At 46.4% G+C, this 16,221-nt stretch carries 12 protein-coding genes; 6 read left to right on the top strand and 6 right to left on the bottom strand.

Going from position 1 to position 16,221, the window contains the following annotated elements; all coding sequences use genetic code 11:
- Window positions 1-18: 18 nt before the first annotated feature.
- From MHH92_RS06050 to MHH92_RS06040, 3 genes are all read right to left on the bottom strand, one after another.
- A complete protein-coding gene (locus tag MHH92_RS06050; protein ID WP_036611613.1) occupies window positions 19-909 on the bottom strand; it encodes a carbohydrate ABC transporter permease in 891 nt (296 codons plus the stop codon).
- 157 nt (window positions 910-1,066) lie between these two features.
- Entirely contained in the window at window positions 1,067-2,407 is a 1,341-nt protein-coding gene (locus MHH92_RS06045; RefSeq protein WP_076319039.1) for an ABC transporter substrate-binding protein, read from the bottom strand.
- A gap of 132 nt (window positions 2,408-2,539) precedes the next feature.
- Window positions 2,540-3,451: a glycoside hydrolase family 43 protein gene (locus tag MHH92_RS06040; RefSeq protein ID WP_051154000.1), complete on the bottom strand. Its 912-nt coding sequence runs from the start codon at window positions 3,449-3,451 to the stop codon at window positions 2,540-2,542.
- A 397-nt stretch (window positions 3,452-3,848) separates the two neighbouring features.
- Between MHH92_RS06040 and MHH92_RS06035 the strand changes: the two genes are divergently transcribed.
- From MHH92_RS06035 to MHH92_RS06020, 4 genes are all read left to right on the top strand, one after another.
- Window positions 3,849-4,766, top strand: a complete 918-nt coding sequence (locus MHH92_RS06035) for an ArsR/SmtB family transcription factor (protein ID WP_017690213.1) — start codon at window positions 3,849-3,851, stop codon at window positions 4,764-4,766.
- A gap of 272 nt (window positions 4,767-5,038) precedes the next feature.
- Entirely contained in the window at window positions 5,039-5,956 is a 918-nt protein-coding gene (locus MHH92_RS06030) for a helix-turn-helix transcriptional regulator (protein ID WP_253506174.1), read from the top strand.
- Window positions 5,957-6,039: 83 nt separating this feature from the next.
- The gene (locus MHH92_RS06025; RefSeq protein ID WP_253506173.1) at window positions 6,040-6,549 is read left to right on the top strand and encodes a DinB family protein; all 510 of its coding nucleotides are present in this window, start codon (window positions 6,040-6,042) and stop codon (window positions 6,547-6,549) included.
- A gap of 11 nt (window positions 6,550-6,560) precedes the next feature.
- Window positions 6,561-7,130 (top strand): YdeI/OmpD-associated family protein, encoded by a 570-nt coding sequence (locus tag MHH92_RS06020; protein ID WP_253506170.1) that lies wholly within the window; start codon window positions 6,561-6,563, stop codon window positions 7,128-7,130.
- Between the two features lie 80 nt (window positions 7,131-7,210).
- Here the strand turns inward: MHH92_RS06020 and MHH92_RS06015 are convergent, their stop codons facing one another.
- Complete coding sequence (locus tag MHH92_RS06015) at window positions 7,211-8,080, bottom strand: helix-turn-helix domain-containing protein (protein WP_436263216.1); 870 nt, start codon at window positions 8,078-8,080, stop codon at window positions 7,211-7,213.
- A 164-nt stretch (window positions 8,081-8,244) separates the two neighbouring features.
- Between MHH92_RS06015 and MHH92_RS06010 the strand changes: the two genes are divergently transcribed.
- On the top strand, window positions 8,245-9,759 hold the full coding sequence (locus MHH92_RS06010; RefSeq protein ID WP_253506168.1) for a glycoside hydrolase family 43 protein: 1,515 nt from the start codon (window positions 8,245-8,247) through the stop codon (window positions 9,757-9,759).
- Window positions 9,760-10,072: 313 nt separating this feature from the next.
- Window positions 10,073-12,373: a helix-turn-helix domain-containing protein gene (locus MHH92_RS06005; protein WP_340902644.1), complete on the top strand. Its 2,301-nt coding sequence runs from the start codon at window positions 10,073-10,075 to the stop codon at window positions 12,371-12,373.
- Between the two features lie 150 nt (window positions 12,374-12,523).
- Here MHH92_RS06005 and MHH92_RS06000 read toward each other — a convergent pair whose 3' ends face one another.
- Both MHH92_RS06000 and MHH92_RS05995 read right to left on the bottom strand, forming a co-directional pair.
- On the bottom strand, window positions 12,524-13,576 hold the full coding sequence (locus MHH92_RS06000) for a glycoside hydrolase family 18 protein (protein WP_253506165.1): 1,053 nt from the start codon (window positions 13,574-13,576) through the stop codon (window positions 12,524-12,526).
- Between the two features lie 5 nt (window positions 13,577-13,581).
- Entirely contained in the window at window positions 13,582-16,215 is a 2,634-nt protein-coding gene (locus MHH92_RS05995; RefSeq protein WP_253506163.1) for a transglutaminase domain-containing protein, read from the bottom strand.
- Between the last annotated feature and the right edge of the window lie 6 nt (window positions 16,216-16,221).

Genomic DNA, 16,221 nt, shown 5'->3' with positions numbered 1-16,221 from the left:
CACTCCTTTCCTTGACAATCAATCCCCATCATAGGCTGATTTTTCGTTCATTTTGAATTGCACCAGGGTAATGACAAAAATGAAAATACCAAGAATCATGGCCATTGCTGAGGCATAGCCCATCTGCAAGTTACTGAAGGCCTTCTGCCAGATGTAGAAGACGATTGATGCCGAAGAATATTCAGGACCACCCGTAGGTGTCATAATGTTCATCTCGGTGAAGATCTGGGAACCGCCAATGATATTTGTAACAATGAGGAAAAAAGTAACCGGCTTCACCATAGGCCAGGTGATGTTGCGGAAGATTTGGAACCCGTTCGCTCCATCCAGCTCAGCCGCTTCGTAGTATGTACGTGATACACTTTGCAGTGCCGCCAAGTACAATAACATTGTGTATCCAAGACCCTTCCACACCGTCATAATAATCAGAGCCGGTTTGACCGTGTCTTTGTTCGCGAGCCAGTTAGGCCCTTTAATCCCAAACAGATCAAGGAACTGGTTCACCAGACCGTAATCCCCGTTGTACGCCCAGTTCCACATGATGGACACCGCAGCGAGGGAAGAAATAACTGGAATGTAATAGATCACACGGAATGTCGTTGTGCCGGGAATTTTACGATTCAGACCCATTGCCAGCAACAATGCGAGCAACAATCCAATCGGAATACCAAGCATCAGGAAGAATGTATTAAACATCGCTTTGTAGAAGAGGTCATCCGTGAGCAAATCCTTGAAGTTGGCCAAACCGATAAAGTTCATCTGTCCCAGTCCGTCCCAATCCGTAAAGGAACCATATAGGGAGTAGAGGAACGGGAACATGACAAAGATCAGCAATCCAAGAATCGGAGGTAAAATAAACAGATATCCGTACAGCATCTCTTTGCGATACAAACTCGATTTCGTAATCACGGCGTTCACCCCTGTTTCTAGTATCAGCATGTGGCATTCTTCGATTGAACCTTGTCGATCAACGAATGCCACATGCCCGTATGGAATCCAATAAGTTCCAATACGAATGATGCCAGCAGCATGATTGCAGGCTGCCGGCATCACCCTTTCCTATCTACTATTTCTGAGATTTCTTTTCTTGTTCAACCGCTTTGTCGAGCAGTTTTTGCATTTTCGGTTGTTGCTGCTTCACATAGTCTGCGGCTGTAATCTTGCCATCCAATACCGGCTGGATGTCCGTGAAGAACAGGTCATACCATTCCGCATTGTACGTGTAGTTACCTGGCAGAGCCCGGCCGTAATCTTCAACAATATCAATGAATTCCTGTTTGTTGGCTGGTTTCGTGGATGTATCTTTGGCCCACTCGTCTGCCATATCAAGCAAGTTCGGAATTTGTACCTTGGCATCTACCAGTTGCTGCATGCCTTCCTTCGAAGCCGTAAGGTAGTTCACCAATGCTGCTGCTTCTTCTGGATGTTTCGTTTTCGCGGATACTCCGATTCCCAGAGATCCGATCCACGTTGCCGATTTGCCAGTTGATCCCGCAGGGAATGGCAGCAAATCATAATCGAAAGGCAATTTCTCAAATGTACTCATATCCCATGGGCCTACAGGGAAGAAAGCCATTTCACCTTTCATCCAGCGTTGATACGTATCCAATGTTTGCGCTTCCTCAATGGAAGGTGTAATTTTGTATACGTTCTGCATATCCGCGAAGAATTGCAGTGCTTCAGCGAATTTTGGATCATCAATCGTTACTTTTGTTTTGGTCTCATCCAACCAATCTCCACCGTTGCTCCATACAAAGGATTGCAGTGCCCACTGTACGTTGAATCCAGTACCGTATACATCCGGTTTACCATCTCCATTGGTATCCTTGGTCGCTTGCTGGTTCACCTTGATGAACTCTTCCCATGTGTATGGTTTATCCTTGTCAGGGAGTGGAATGCCCTCTTTTTCAAACAACGTTTTGTTGTAGCCCAGTGCAAATGGCCCCAGATCCTTCGGCATACCGTAGATATCACCTTGACCTGCCATTTGGCCGTCATAACGATACAGGTCCACGCCGTATTTCCAGATATTATCGAGATCAACATCCGGATTGTTTTCAATATACGAAGTGAGGTTCATCAGCACATTGCTGTTCACATACGCTTTCACGTCGCCCGGATTGATATAAAATACGTCAGGCAAGCTGTTGCCTGTAATTGCCGCTCTGAGCTTGGTTGCATATTGATCCGCAGCCGTTACGATAATTTTGACTTTCACACCCGGATGATCTTCTTCGAATTTCTTGACCACCGCTTGGTATGCTTTCTGCTCATCAGTACCGCCGCGGAACATAAACGTTAACTCCTTGTCCCCACTTGCACCGCTGCTTCCTCCGCAACCTGCGAGTACCAGCGCACTTACCAGCATAAGAAGCATAAATGTGACCCAACTCTTTTTCTTTACCATCTGAACCCCTCCTGATCTGGACTTGTAACCGTATTCAATTGGATGAAATAAGATTTCTGTTGTTAAATTTATCAAATCCAGATCACTTTAGTCAACACTTTTATAAAACATTTTATATTTATATAAAATAAATCAGTATTTCGGCCAGCCACTCGAGTCCCAAAGCAAGTCATTAATCAGCAATTTCGGATTGCCATTATCCTCTGCATCATAGGCATGTCTTGCGATGACATTGCCGTTGTACACGTCCTGACCACCTGGACCTTTCCATTTTACATTGCCTGTATCCAATATCGTTCCGCCACCATTCAGCATATTAACTCCGTTTTTGTCCACATAAGGGCCTGTTATACTGGTCGAACGTCCATAGACCATTTTGTAGGTACTGTTCACACCTTGGCAGCAAGAATCAATGGAAGCAAACAGGTAATAATAACCGCCACGATATACAATACTTGGTCCTTCAATAGCACCTCCGTTATTCGGGCGCGCAGCAATGGAAGTTATACTTCCCGTCGGTTTCATCGTGTTTTTGTCCAGCTTAACAATCTTCAGGCCACTCCAGAAAGAACCAAAGGCCAGCCACGGATTGCCTGAAGCATCAATGACCAGATTTGGATCAATGGCATTATAATTATTGGCGGTCGTGGTTTGAAGCACCAATCCTTCATCCTTCCACTGCCCTGCTCCAATGCTGTTCGCAGAAGCAAGACCAATCGCAGACCGATTGGAGCCAAAGGTGGAGATCGAATAATAGAGCCATACTTTTCCGTTATACTGCTCTACATCCGGTGCCCATACATCCAATCCGCTTTGTCCCGGAACGGCAGAAGCCCACCAGGATGGCTTACTTAAGAAGATTTGTGGAACACGATACCAGGACGAACCATTATCGGATTTCAATACTTGAATGCCAGGGCCGGTTGAAAAGGTGTACCAGGAACTGCCCTCTTTGATAATCGACGGATCATGAACAGCCGTATCTCCGGTCAGATTCCAGAATGCCGCCAAAGCTTTTGACTGACCTGCCAGCAGTAATACCATCACAAGTAATGCCGGTAACGCCAACCGTTTCCACTTAAACCTCTTCACATTGCTTAACTTTTCCAAACCAAACTCCACCTTTCCTGTTCAAATGGTTAATTAGGTTCATGAAGTATTGAATCAATTTAGGTATAATAGGATTATAAAAGCGGTTACATTACATTTCAATGGTATATTTCAAATATATGTGAACTGATTAACACTTATTTTAACCGGAATAGTGGACAAAATATAGATTATATTTTCGTATTTGCGCTATATACAAGGGTTTTGGCTTCTATTTCTCCACCCTTCCCTTCCATGAGGGAATGATTTATAATTATCTGAAATAAAACATATAAATGTGCAAATGTCTGTGTCGAAGACTTTGTTCAGAACGGGGAAAGGAAATCCACCTATGATTTATATTAAAGATCTGATGTCGGGTGTGAATATCTTCAAAGCGCTCAGTTCGGAAATCCGGATTCAGATCATCGAGCTGCTGGCCAAGAACCAAAGTCTTAATCTCAATGATCTTGCAACCAAGCTTGGACTGAGCAATGGCGCTATCACAATGCATATCAAGAAGCTTGAAGAGAGCGGATTGATCGAGATCAACACCGCCGTTGGCAAACATGGAATCCAGAAGATATGTTATCTCAATGAGGAAAAATTGATGGTTGATCTGCGTTCACAAGAGATTAACAATCGTTATGAGGTGGAAATTCAGGTCGGTCATTACAGCGATTATCAGGCTGCACCTACATGTGGTCTCGCTACCCGGGATAGCATTGTTGGAGAGTTCGATGATCCGCGTTACTTTGCTGATCCACTACGAATTGATGCGGAGATGATCTGGCTGGCTGAAGGTTATCTGGAGTATCGGATTCCCAACTATCTCAAGCCTAATCAGTCCTTTAGCGAAATTCAGTTGTCGATGGAACTGGGATCGGAGGCCCCTGGCTTTTGTGACAATTACCCTTCGGATATTTACTTCTATGTCAATGGGATTGAGATTGGCTGCTGGACAAGTCCGGGGGATTTTGGCAATACACGCGGTACCTTTAATCCGGAATGGTGGCCTCCGCACTTGAATCAGTACGGCATGCTGAAGCTGATCCGGATTACACAGGAAGGCAGCTATATCGACGGATGCCGCATCTCGGACGTAACGCTGGACCAGATTGGGCTGGATTACAAAAGCGATATTCACTTCCGCATTGCGGTTACGGACGGACCTTTGAACAAACGGGGCTTAACGATCTTTGGTAAAAACTTCGGAAACTATGGACAGAATCTGCTCGCTCGGGTTCTCTATAACGTGCAAGAAGAGTAGAGCCGGCTCTGACTATTCACTCGATATGAAAGTTCGACCGATCTGCTAACGTAACTGTTCAACACAACAACAATCATGTTTCTTAGAAAGAGTGCTATCCAGCACTCTTTTTTTGTTTCCTCTCACTGAAGAACTTGTCCAATCATGTTGGAACAAAACTTACTGCATGATATGACTTCTATAGCCTCTCTGTAATCCTCCATGTTGTTCACCATGTCGTGATATAATAATGGCCTGTAATGACAAAATGGAATAACGGGCGGGGATACCTTTTGAAATTGGAGCGATTAATCTCAATCATATACAAACTGCTGAACCACGAAGTATTGTCTGCTTCCACCTTGGCTGAAGAGTTTCAGGTGTCCCCAAGAACGATCTATCGGGATATTGATGTGATCTGTGCCGCCGGCTTCCCGGTCGTCTCCCATCAGGGACTCAAAGGCGGCTACGGCATGATGGACGGATACAAGATGGATAAAAGCTTGCTCGGTTCTTATGATGTGGATTCCCTGATAACTGTCCTGAGCAGTCTATCCACAGTATTCGAAGATGCACGTGCACAAGGCACGATTGAACGTCTGCAAACGATTGGACCTGAGCATCAAACCTCAAGTCTATCGGTGGATCTGGAGACCCGTCGAACAGAACCTGATGCCCTTCCTCATCTGCGTAAAGGTATTACGGATCATCAGGTTGTCCGTTTTGACTACATCAACACGAAAAATGAACATACACCCCGCCTTCTGGAACCGGTAAGACTTCATTTTAAATATCGTAATTGGTATGTTTATGGATTTTGCCAGACACGGCAGGATTATCGCGAGTTCCGACTGTCCCGGATGATGAACGTGCAACTGACATCGGAACACTTCCAACCCCATCTTGAGCTTCCCCAAGAGACGGTTGTCTCAGATCCGTCATGGCAAGATCAGGTAAGTGATGTGGTATTTCGGGTGAACCCGGGAGCGCTCGCGGAAGCCATGGATCATTTTCAACAGGCAGATAAGCAATTTCACGAGGATGGAAGTATGACGATGCGTATCCCGGTTCATCAACCGTTACAAGCCAAGTGGTTATGGTCGTTTCTACTTAGTTTGGGTAGTGGCGCCGAGGTGCTTGAACCGATTGAATTACGAGGCATTCTGAAAGAACAACTTCGTAACGCACTTAAGCTCTATGAAGAAGTATGACACGCTGTTGTCATACTTCTTTTTTTATAATCATCTCAGTAAGTTCATCCAATCCATTGCCAAATTAAAGGAGACGATCATCAATGAATCATCCGGAACAAATGTATAACTACCACACATGGGCCAACCAAACAATCCTGGGCAGAATCAAGGAACTGCCCTCCTCTGTCCTGAGTCAGGAAGTGAACAGTTCATATCCAACCATTGCTCACGCACTCAGCCATATCTATACAGTGGATAAGATGTGGTACCTGGTGTTAACTGGCACCGGGATGCCCGAGGCACTGCAAGCATGTATACCACTCAATAGTGAAATTCACGGTTCTGTGGATGAGTACATCCAATGTTTTACCGACCTGTCGGCACAATACAGTGAGTGGTTACGAGGCCAAGCTGATCTGGAGCAAACCATTCTACTCGATAATCCATTTGCAGGAGTTCGCGAAACCAGCTTATCGGACATCGTAATCCATGTGGTTAACCACGGAACCTATCATCGAGGCAATGTTTCTACCATGCTGCGTCAATTGGGGCATGCCTCCACCATGAATGACTATTCACTCTTTTGGTATCAGGAACCGGCTCAAGTATAGTTGATAGTGGGATGGAAAATGTACATTGTATCCCCGTGACGTCGAGGAATGAATTGAGGAATTGGTTGCAGACGCATGGAAAAGTTGAGAAATCTTGCTGGGTAATGATAAGCATAAAACCCTTGCCGAATACTTTGCTGTATTTGGACGTGGTTGAGGAGTCGCTGTGCTTTGGCTGGATCGATGGAGTCAAAAAGAAAATATCGGAGACTCAATTAGCACAGAGATTATCTCCTAGGAGTAAACGTAGCTCATGGACTGAATTGAACAAGGAACGTGTCCGTCGACTTAAAAAGTTGGGTTTCATGAATGACGAGGGGAGAAAAGTTCTTCCTGTTATGGACCCGAATGCTTTCATAATTGATGGTGTGATCGAACAAAGGCTGAAAGAAGACCATCAGGTTTATGCAAATTTCATGGCCTTCCCTACCCTGTATCAAAACGTTCGGATCGATACGATCCAAAGTGTTAAGAATCAGCCAGCATTATTCCAGAGCAGATTGGATAAGTTCATAACCAACACAAAAGAAAATAAAATGTACGGTCAGTGGCATGACAACGGACGGCTTTTGGACTATTAAATCCCCCCTTTTCCCTGAGACAGCAGACAGGACCTCCCTATGAGGAGGCCCTGTTTTGGTGTTTTATATTCGGTCATGTATTAATGAGTCTGCCTGTATGTTTTGGGAGACTTGCCAAAGGCTTTCTTAAACTGACGGGTGAAATAATTACTGTCGTTAAATCCACATTCATACGAAATTTCCGTAATGGACAGATTCCCGTTTTTCAACAAATGACATGCCTTCTCCAGACGCAACTTTTGCAGATAAGAGATCGGGGTCATCTGATAATAGGATCGAAAAATCCGATTCAGATGCCTTATTGAGATATTCGACTTCCCCGCAATATCCTCTAGTGACAGTGGCTCCAGATAATGATCTTCGATAAATGAAATGGCATTTGCCAGATGCATCAGATTATTACCTTCGATCCCTTTCTCCTGCGTATCATATTGCCTCGACAAATAAACAACCATCTCCGTAAGACGTGAGATCAACATCGTCTGATACCCTTGCTGTTTACTCTGATACTCCTCAATCATGAACGATATCAGTGATTCTACATACTCCAGACTGGAAATGGATAACGCCAATTTACTCGGAAAGGAGTGAATATTACGATAAAACGGTTCCAAAACAAACAGCGCCTGGAAGCCGTTAGATTTTCTCAGATCGGGCCCAGCCGAAGCAAGCATCTCGGGACTGAACATAATGTTACAGATCCTAAAATCATGAGGGTCTTTATACGCATGATGGGTGTCGCCATTAATCACAAATGCGTTCCCTTTTTTAATAAAAAATTCTTCGGTGTTCACCACATGGGTTGCATGACCATTCAGAACAATCACAAGTTCCGTAAAATCCATATGATTATGAAGCTCCATGTCCTCAACATGTCCACCGTACTGAATGAAAAATGGAAACTGTTGATCTGAAGTAAACCATCTCAAATATGCATTACTCAAAAGCATTCCCCTCCGCGAACATAGTTGGGTTGAATGTCTATATCATGCTATTCCAAGACCGAAAAATCAAGGTTCCATATACTTATAAGCGTTATAATTCGCCTTGTAGCAGGGATTTTCAATGTGTCCAGATTCATACTAAACTCTCACAATGAATAGGAGTATAAATGATGAAATATACCAATCCGGTCATTCCGGGGTTTTATCCAGATCCAAGCATCTGCCGTGTAGATGAAGACTATTATCTGGTAACCAGTACCTTTGAATATTTCCCTGGTGTGCCCATCTTCCACAGCAAAGACCTTGTGAACTGGCGACAGATCGGCCATGTCCTCACAACAACTGAGCAACTCCCTTTAGCGAACGCAGGCAGCTCTGGCGGTATTTTTGCCCCAACACTCCGGCACCATGATGGCTGGTTCTATATGACAACAACCAATGTCAGCGGCGGAGGAAATTTTTATGTGCGTAGTACCCAGCCCGAGGGACCATGGTCTGCTCCAATTTTTGTTGATCAGGGCGGCATTGATCCCTCTTTTCTCTTTGATGAAGATGGACATGTATATTTTCAAACGGCCTGTAACGGCGATGAAGGCGAGGGCATCTATCAGTGCGAGATAGACATCACGACCGGAGCCAGACTGACCAATAGTCGATTGATCTGGACTGGAACCGGAGGAGCAGCACCCGAAGCTCCCCACATGTATAAAATAAACGGCCTCTATTATCTGATGATTGCCGAAGGTGGAACCGAGTATGGTCATATGGAGACCATTGCTCGGAGCACAGAGCCATACGGACCATTTGATCCATGTCCTCATAATCCGATTCTGTCCAATCGGAGCATGAAATCCAGCATTCACGCAACCGGTCATGCAGACCTTGTCCAGATCCAGGATGGAAGCTGGTGGGCCGTATGTCTGGGCCTTCGTCCAGCAGGTTACCCCATGCGACACCATCTGGGACGCGAGACCTTCCTGGCACCTGTCACTTGGACGGATGACGGTTGGCCGATAATCGGTGTGGACGGACATATTGAACCAGAGATGACCGGACCTTCATTGCCTGAGCATCCTTGGTCACCTCGGGCTATACGGGATCATTTTGACGAACCAACTTTGGACATGAACTGGATCTTCTTACGGAACCCGGCTCCGAATAGTTGGACACTCACAGAAAATCCCGGGCAACTCATCCTGCGGGGTCAGCCGGTTTCACTCGATGATGGAGGAAATCCAGCCTTTGTCGGACGTCGCTTGAGCCATTTCTTATGCGAAATGGCGGCCGAGCTGCATTATGAACCAAGTGCGAGCGGTGAGGAAGCTGGATTAACCTTATTTATGAATGATAAATATCATTACGACTTGGCTGTAACACAGATCGATGGGCAGAAAAAAATCGTATTGCGGCGAACCGTCGGCTCTCTGCGAACCGAACAGGTGCTTGACTGTGACCCGGGGCCGGTTGTATTACAAATCAAGGCTGACCGTAACCACTTCACGTTCCTCTATCAGCAAGGTTCATCCGATGCCATCGAAGTGGGTTCAGGAGAAACACATCTGTTATCTACCGAAGTGGCAAGTGGTTTCACAGGTGTGATGATCGCCATGTACGCTTATGCTTCATCGGGGGAGTGTACGCCTGCAAGTTACGATTGGTTTGACTATGAACCTCTGGACGAATAATCGTTTAACTCCTATATTCAGTAATAGAAAATATAATATATGATCAGCTAGAATTATCCCCTTAAAGTAGTTACTCTTTGAAAAGCCTTGTGTGTTAGCATAAGGAAATGAGTGAACTTTGAGGGGATTTTGCTATAGCTATATCTTTCTTACGGATTGCACTGGAATTTATAAAAGAACCATTGCTTTATTAGAGAAGTTCTCCTAGTATTTTTAGAAGGAACACCCCAGCAGCTCCCATCTTGGCAATAACTTCACTGCCCATATGAGAGCGCTATCGCTGCAGCACTAAGATAAACGGGAGGTTGCAGATATGAAATGGAATCACTTCAAGTCCAAGCTTCTGTTTAAGTACACCCTATCCTATATCTCCATTTTCCTTATCCCTCTTGTTATTTTAACCATCATTATTTATCACAACGCTGTGGACACGCTCCGTTCAGAGATTGAACAGACCAATGTCAATCAGCTCACTCAAGCCAAAACTGTCATTGATGATCGCATGAAAGAACTCCAAGACATCGCTTTTCGCATCGCCTACGATGAGCAGTTAACGCGGTATTGGACCCACCATCCGTACTATAGCCGGGAATCAATCGGCGCATTGGTCAAATACAAAGCCACCAGTTCCATTATCGATGAGTTATTCCTGTTCTTCCGTGAAGATGATAACATCTATTCTTCTCAAGGTTCTGAGAACATGGATGTATTCACTGGCCGCTACAAATTTACTACGTGGAACAAAACAGACATGATCCGGGATTTGAATAACGTACAGTCCCCCACAATACGTCCAGCGGAGCAGGTCGTCCAAGGAACCAGAATACCCAATTCCATGCTGGCATACCTTGTACCGATTGCACCTAACAATACGCCCGCTCATGGAACCGTCATGTACTTGATACACGAGTCCAATCTGACGGGCTTAATTGATTCCATCCTCAGCGACTATCACGGGATGACTTATATTTTCGATAATTTCGGGCAAGTCCTGGCAGCCAATTACAAGGGAGAAATCATATCCGAACAGGAAGTTAACGCTCTGTTTGCTCTTGAATCCGGCACGCACAGCATCTCCTTAAATCAAGAACCACATTCGGTTGTATCCGTTAAATCGGATGCGGGTTGGACTTATGTAACCGCTATGCCCAGCAACCAATTTTTTAGCCGAATCGTTCATATTCGCACCTTTGTTGTTCTTGTTTTCTCCTTCATGGTGGTGATGGGCACATTCTTCGCCATTATGTTGGCCCGAAGACAGTACCATCCGATTTCAGACTTAATGGAGTTCATTCGGTTGAAAAATGATCCTGCTCCATCCTCCACCACCAACGAGCTGGAATGGATCAAGAAAACACTGCATGATTATAGTCAGCGCGTAGATCTTCAGGAGCCCTATGCTCGCAATCATATTTTGCTCATGTTGCTGAAGCACGGTCACACCGGAGATTTTCCCTCTGAGTTTACGGATAAGCTTGGCATACGCTTTAACCGATCCCATTATTTTGTCATGATCATGGGCTGGGAAATGCATGCTTTTCCTATCGGTGATAACCCCGAGCAACCTACTGTCATGCAGCTGATGAACGATGTGGAGCTGCCGGAGTTGTCTGCATATGCTTACGGCGTAGAGCTGCCACAGGCAGACCAATTAGCCCTTATCGTGGGATTCGATGCCGAAATTGGGCATGAAGGTAGCCTGAATACCCGTATGGAGCCTATCGTTGAAAAACTGCAATGGATGGTGACAGAACACACCGGGGTCGCGCCCGCAATCGGGATAGGCAATCGGTACACTTATCCGAAACAGCTGAATCAATCCTACATTGAGGCCTCGACTGCTCTGGAAGCATCGATGCTGCATGGACAGGGCAGCAGTACATACTTTAACGACCTTTCCGGTTCCGGTGTACAGGATTCTTCCTTCTGGGTCCCTAAGGATGTATTGTTGAAGCTGGTTCAGAGCTTAAAACAAGGCAGCTATGATGTGGCAGTTCAGATGGTATCAACTGCGTTGAATACCCTGAAATCCGAAATGCCGTCTGTACCGCTGCTGCGTTGCATCTGCTTTGATATTCTGAATACAATGCTCAAAACCGCCTCGGAGCTTGGAATCCATCATGTGGTTGATCAACTTCCAAGAATCACTTCCTACGACTCGTTGGAGGATTTGGAGAAAAAACTGACAGGCCTTGCTGCCGAAATCTGCGCCCATGTCGAGGCGAAGAGTGAGACGGAAGAAAGCTCCCTGATGGATGAAATCGTTGCTTATATCGATGCCAATTTCTCTGATTATGATCTCAGTTTAGGTACGATTTCATCGAAATTCACGATCTCTTCATCCTATTTCAGTCGTTCTTTTAAAGAAAAGATTGGCATGAACTTTACCCAATATATCTGGCAGAAACGGATGGATGAGGTCATTCGACTACTGCTGCATACTACCGATCCGTTAAAAGATATCATCACGCGTGTCGGTTACCTGGATACACCAAACTTCATCCGCAAATTCAAAAAAGAGACGGGTTATACCCCAGGGCAATACCGTAAAATGCACCGTCCCAACGGCTCCGCCGATTCCCCTGATGATGATGAAGAGGAATGTATTGGATAAATGGAGAGAGCGAATAACAGTGCCTGATTCATTAGACCAAAATAACGCAAACAAGGGGCCGTTCTATACGTCATGAGCATGACGTATAGAACGGCCCCTTCATATGTTTTTAGTCCGTATACATAATCTGATTCGTCGCGGCCGGCGGCCTTATCCGATTTTCCCAGCCGAAAGATCCTTCAACCCTTGATGCACTGCACCCAGCAAACGGTGAGTTGGATCACAGCCGTACTCCCAGAACATGATTCCGGCCAGACCTTGATCCTTTACGTAATCACATTTGCATTGAATCGATTCTTCATCGTCATACGATATGAAGCTGGACCCATTAAACAGAAACGGTGCACAGGCTTCTTCATCCCAATAACGAGTGTAACCATTCTTGTTAATGTACTTCGCTTCCAGCTCGGCAAATGATGGTCCATATCCGCCTGTACTCCCGGCCATTTGATGGAGCCCGTGGTTTCGGTCAGGAACCTCATTCCAGATCCGGGAATAGAACGCAACTCCGATCACAATTTTCTCCTTCGGAACGCCTGCGCGAACAAACAGGTTCACGGAGGCATTCGTACTAATTCGAAACAGATCTCCTGTTGGCGTGTACAGATTCGTATGATGTCCGGTCAGAACCTGAAAACCGCCGCGCATATCATAGGTCATCAACTGCACGTAGTCTAGGTACTGCTGCACCTCAGCCATCTCTGTACCATCAACGTAGTATTGATCAGCCCCTGCCGCAATGGTGAGCAGATAATGACGGCCATCCGCTTCTCCCTTGGCACTCAGTGCCTCCCGGATTGTCTTGAGAAGTAAGGTAAAATTCCGTTTATCATCAGGACTGGATGCGATACCAGCTTCACCGTAACAAGGATATTCCCAGTCCAGATCGATCCCGTCAAAAAGGTGTTCCTCCAACACTCGGATTGCCGATGCAGCCATGCTGTCCCTCCCCGGCTGGGTCGAGGCGGCCTCAGAGAAACCGCCAGCGCTCCATCCGCCTACAGACAACAGCACTGTAAGATTTGGATGCTCCCGCTTGATGTTCTGGATAACGCGACCGTTTTTTAGATGCTCGGTGGTGATTGCATCATTCTTGACATGTCCGAAGGCTACGTTCAGATGTGTTAACTTCAAGAGATCCTCATGTGTCATGTCGGGGAGAACTGAATCAACAGCATAACCGGCAGCAATATATTTCGTCACTCTCTTCACTCCGATCTGTTCGATGATTGAGATATCGCAGCAGCAATCTGCAAGGCTTCCTTCCCAGTACCAATCTTGTACCCGGAAGCCGAATAACGAACTTGATGCTGAGTATCCAGCACGAACAGATGCGGATAACCTGCTTCATGAGCCGCAGGCTTCGAATTGAAGCCTGACAAGGAAGCATAACTGGAATCTCGTACAAAAACCGTGCATATAGGCAGCTTTGGATAACCAGCAGGGTCAAAGGCAGCGTTCCATTCCATATCTCCGATCATGAGTACGATGGGTATACCCAATTTATCCAGCGGCTCTGCCAGCTCACACAGTTCACGAATCAGATGTTTGGTCGGTTCCCGCTCCGGTTCAATCCAGGCTGCAATGGCACCCTCCGATCCCAGAAGTTCCTCCAGTTCTACCTCTGAACCATCCAGACGGGTCAATACACTTCCTGGTGCCAATTTACCCAGTACAGGAATCTCAACCTCATTCTCACGATAAGACAATACAACCTCAGTGGTATCTCCGGCGCGCACGGTAAAGTAAACGAATCGTACTTTTGCCGTTCCATCGTTCAGACGAATGCCTGTCGTTAAGCGATAAGCTCCTGCCTCAACCTCATATGGCTCGCTATAGACATTCGTACTGCCATAAGGATAAATCAATGTCTTGTAGACGCCATCTTCCAGACGGGCAAACGAGAAATTTTCGAAATAAGATGCTTCTGGTGTATCCTGCGGAACTTTTATATCCCTACGAAGTTGGAGCAATCCCCAGCTTGTGCTCTCCTGAGTTAGAGGTGAGGTGAGACTAAACACTGCATCCTTCCAGCCTCTGTCACTTAGATACTGTGGTTTCTGTGCGCTCGGATGTAATCGGGCCGGAATACCCAAACTGCGACATACAGCCACAAACAAAATATCCAGCGACTGAGAGTCTCCCTTCATTAGACTAAACGTCCCGATCGGATTCCCTTTGCCTTTTAGATTAGGAAGATCGTCATAATATTCATATTGCTGTTCCAGCATTCGGGCAAGTGTCGAGGGATTCTCCCTGAACGCTGCCGCCTCATCTGCCGAAAAGGCATTCTGGAATACACTCCGATAAGGGACCAGCATCTCATAGGAGATCCGCGGGCACAGGATGTATCTTACAAAAGTATCTTCCGCCCATGATCCTTGCTGCGAGAGCGCACCAATCAGATGATCATCCAGCGTCTGACGAAAGGTATCAATTAAATCTTTTTCATTCATCGACTCCAGCAACCGGAGCGGCCACTCATCGTATGGATTGGAACGTTCCTCTAGGAAAGCTGCAATCTCCCGGCTGTTCCCCCGTGCCTTGCGGAGAACATCCCGCACACGTACCGAGGGTAGTCCAACCTTTTTAGCCAGCGAGACAGCTTCCTCCTCACTCAGGAACGTGTCCTCATACTCGCTCCGGGTCTGCGCTCCTTCCTCCAGACGACGATTATGAATCTCAATCTTCTCTTCCGGTAATGCAACCACAGACTCTCCCTCCCTTTCCGGAGGAGGAACCATATCGAAATCTACAATCCCTGTAGGCTGCTCTGATGAGTTCAGCACAAGCTCTACATCCTTATTTTCCTGAGCCTTGAATAGGACCTCACTCCACTTACCGCCGCTGACCGCACGAATCAAAAGGTCACCACAGCCAGTCTTAAAGGTCGCTTCCCCTTGTGCATCCGTCCTAATCTCGGCAATCGGATAGAATTCAGCCGTATTGTACAGCTCAAAGCGGACACTCGCGCCGGGTACGGGCTCTCCCTGCTCATTTTTCACCTTCACATAGATGTTGCGTGTGGGCGCATAGTTCTCAAGTAAATTAATTTCCGTATATCCCTTTTCCGAGAGCGTAATATCCTCTGGTCCGGGATAGTCGGCATAGATCCTCGTATTAATCAGCATGGCCCTGCGGGCTGGCGGGCTGAACCACCCTTGGTTCAGACGGGCTTCCGGCTCGCATGCCCCGATGTAATACCATTGACCATCTGCCCAGGCTTCTACCCAAGCATGGTTACTGTCACAGTGAGCCCAGCGTGGTGTGTAGACCTGACGGGCAGGTATACCAATACTGCGAAGAGCGGCTACCGCCAGCGTGGATTCTTCGCCGCATCGACCACGAGCATTCCGGATCATCGTCAGCGGTGATATCGTACGCAGATCGCTGCCTATATAGGTCGCTTTTTCATGACACCAGTAATTGGTCTCCAAGATTGCATCTGCCATGGATAAGTTCGTAGTCCGCTCGACTAATTCGCCATACATCAAGCCGCGGTAATCTTCAATATTTTCCGTATTTACCCGATAAGGCAGCACAAAATGAAGGAACAGATGATCCGGAACTCGATCTCCCCAAGGCACACGTTTGCGGGTGTCCAAAGCCCGGCGCACATGACTCAAGAACAAGTCCCCGTTATAATCAGCCATGTCGTTTACCGGCATATAGGCATAGACATACTTCAACGCCCATGCCTCTTCTTGCGTTAGCTCCTGCTGAAAAACATGAAACAATTCCGATTTGCGGGCCTCTGCAAAACGCACCTTCTCCTGGAACTTCTGCTCGATCCTCTCCAATGACTGTGCATCAAGGGAAAATACCAAGGTTTGGCTGGTCATTGTGTT

Source organism: Paenibacillus sp. FSL M7-1414, assembly GCF_038003195.1.
GTDB lineage: Bacteria > Bacillota > Bacilli > Paenibacillales > Paenibacillaceae > Paenibacillus > Paenibacillus amylolyticus.
Note: the sequence above shows the minus strand (reverse complement) of the source record. Positions and strands in the feature narration are given on the sequence as shown.

Coding starts and splice junctions, on each gene's coding strand:
- MHH92_RS06045 (WP_076319039.1), bottom strand. CDS start 2,407: ATGGTAAAGAAAAAGAGTTGGGTCACATTTATGCTTCTTATGCTGGTA.
- MHH92_RS06040 (WP_051154000.1), bottom strand. CDS start 3,451: ATGGTATTACTGCTGGCAGGTCAGTCAAAAGCTTTGGCGGCATTCTGG.
- MHH92_RS06035 (WP_017690213.1), top strand. CDS start 3,849: ATGATTTATATTAAAGATCTGATGTCGGGTGTGAATATCTTCAAAGCG.
- MHH92_RS06025 (WP_253506173.1), top strand. CDS start 6,040: ATGAATCATCCGGAACAAATGTATAACTACCACACATGGGCCAACCAA.
- MHH92_RS06020 (WP_253506170.1), top strand. CDS start 6,561: ATGGAAAATGTACATTGTATCCCCGTGACGTCGAGGAATGAATTGAGG.
- MHH92_RS06015 (WP_436263216.1), bottom strand. CDS start 8,080: ATGCTTTTGAGTAATGCATATTTGAGATGGTTTACTTCAGATCAACAG.
- MHH92_RS06010 (WP_253506168.1), top strand. CDS start 8,245: ATGAAATATACCAATCCGGTCATTCCGGGGTTTTATCCAGATCCAAGC.
- MHH92_RS06005 (WP_340902644.1), top strand. CDS start 10,073: ATGAAATGGAATCACTTCAAGTCCAAGCTTCTGTTTAAGTACACCCTA.
- MHH92_RS05995 (WP_253506163.1), bottom strand. CDS start 16,215: ATGACCAGCCAAACCTTGGTATTTTCCCTTGATGCACAGTCATTGGAG.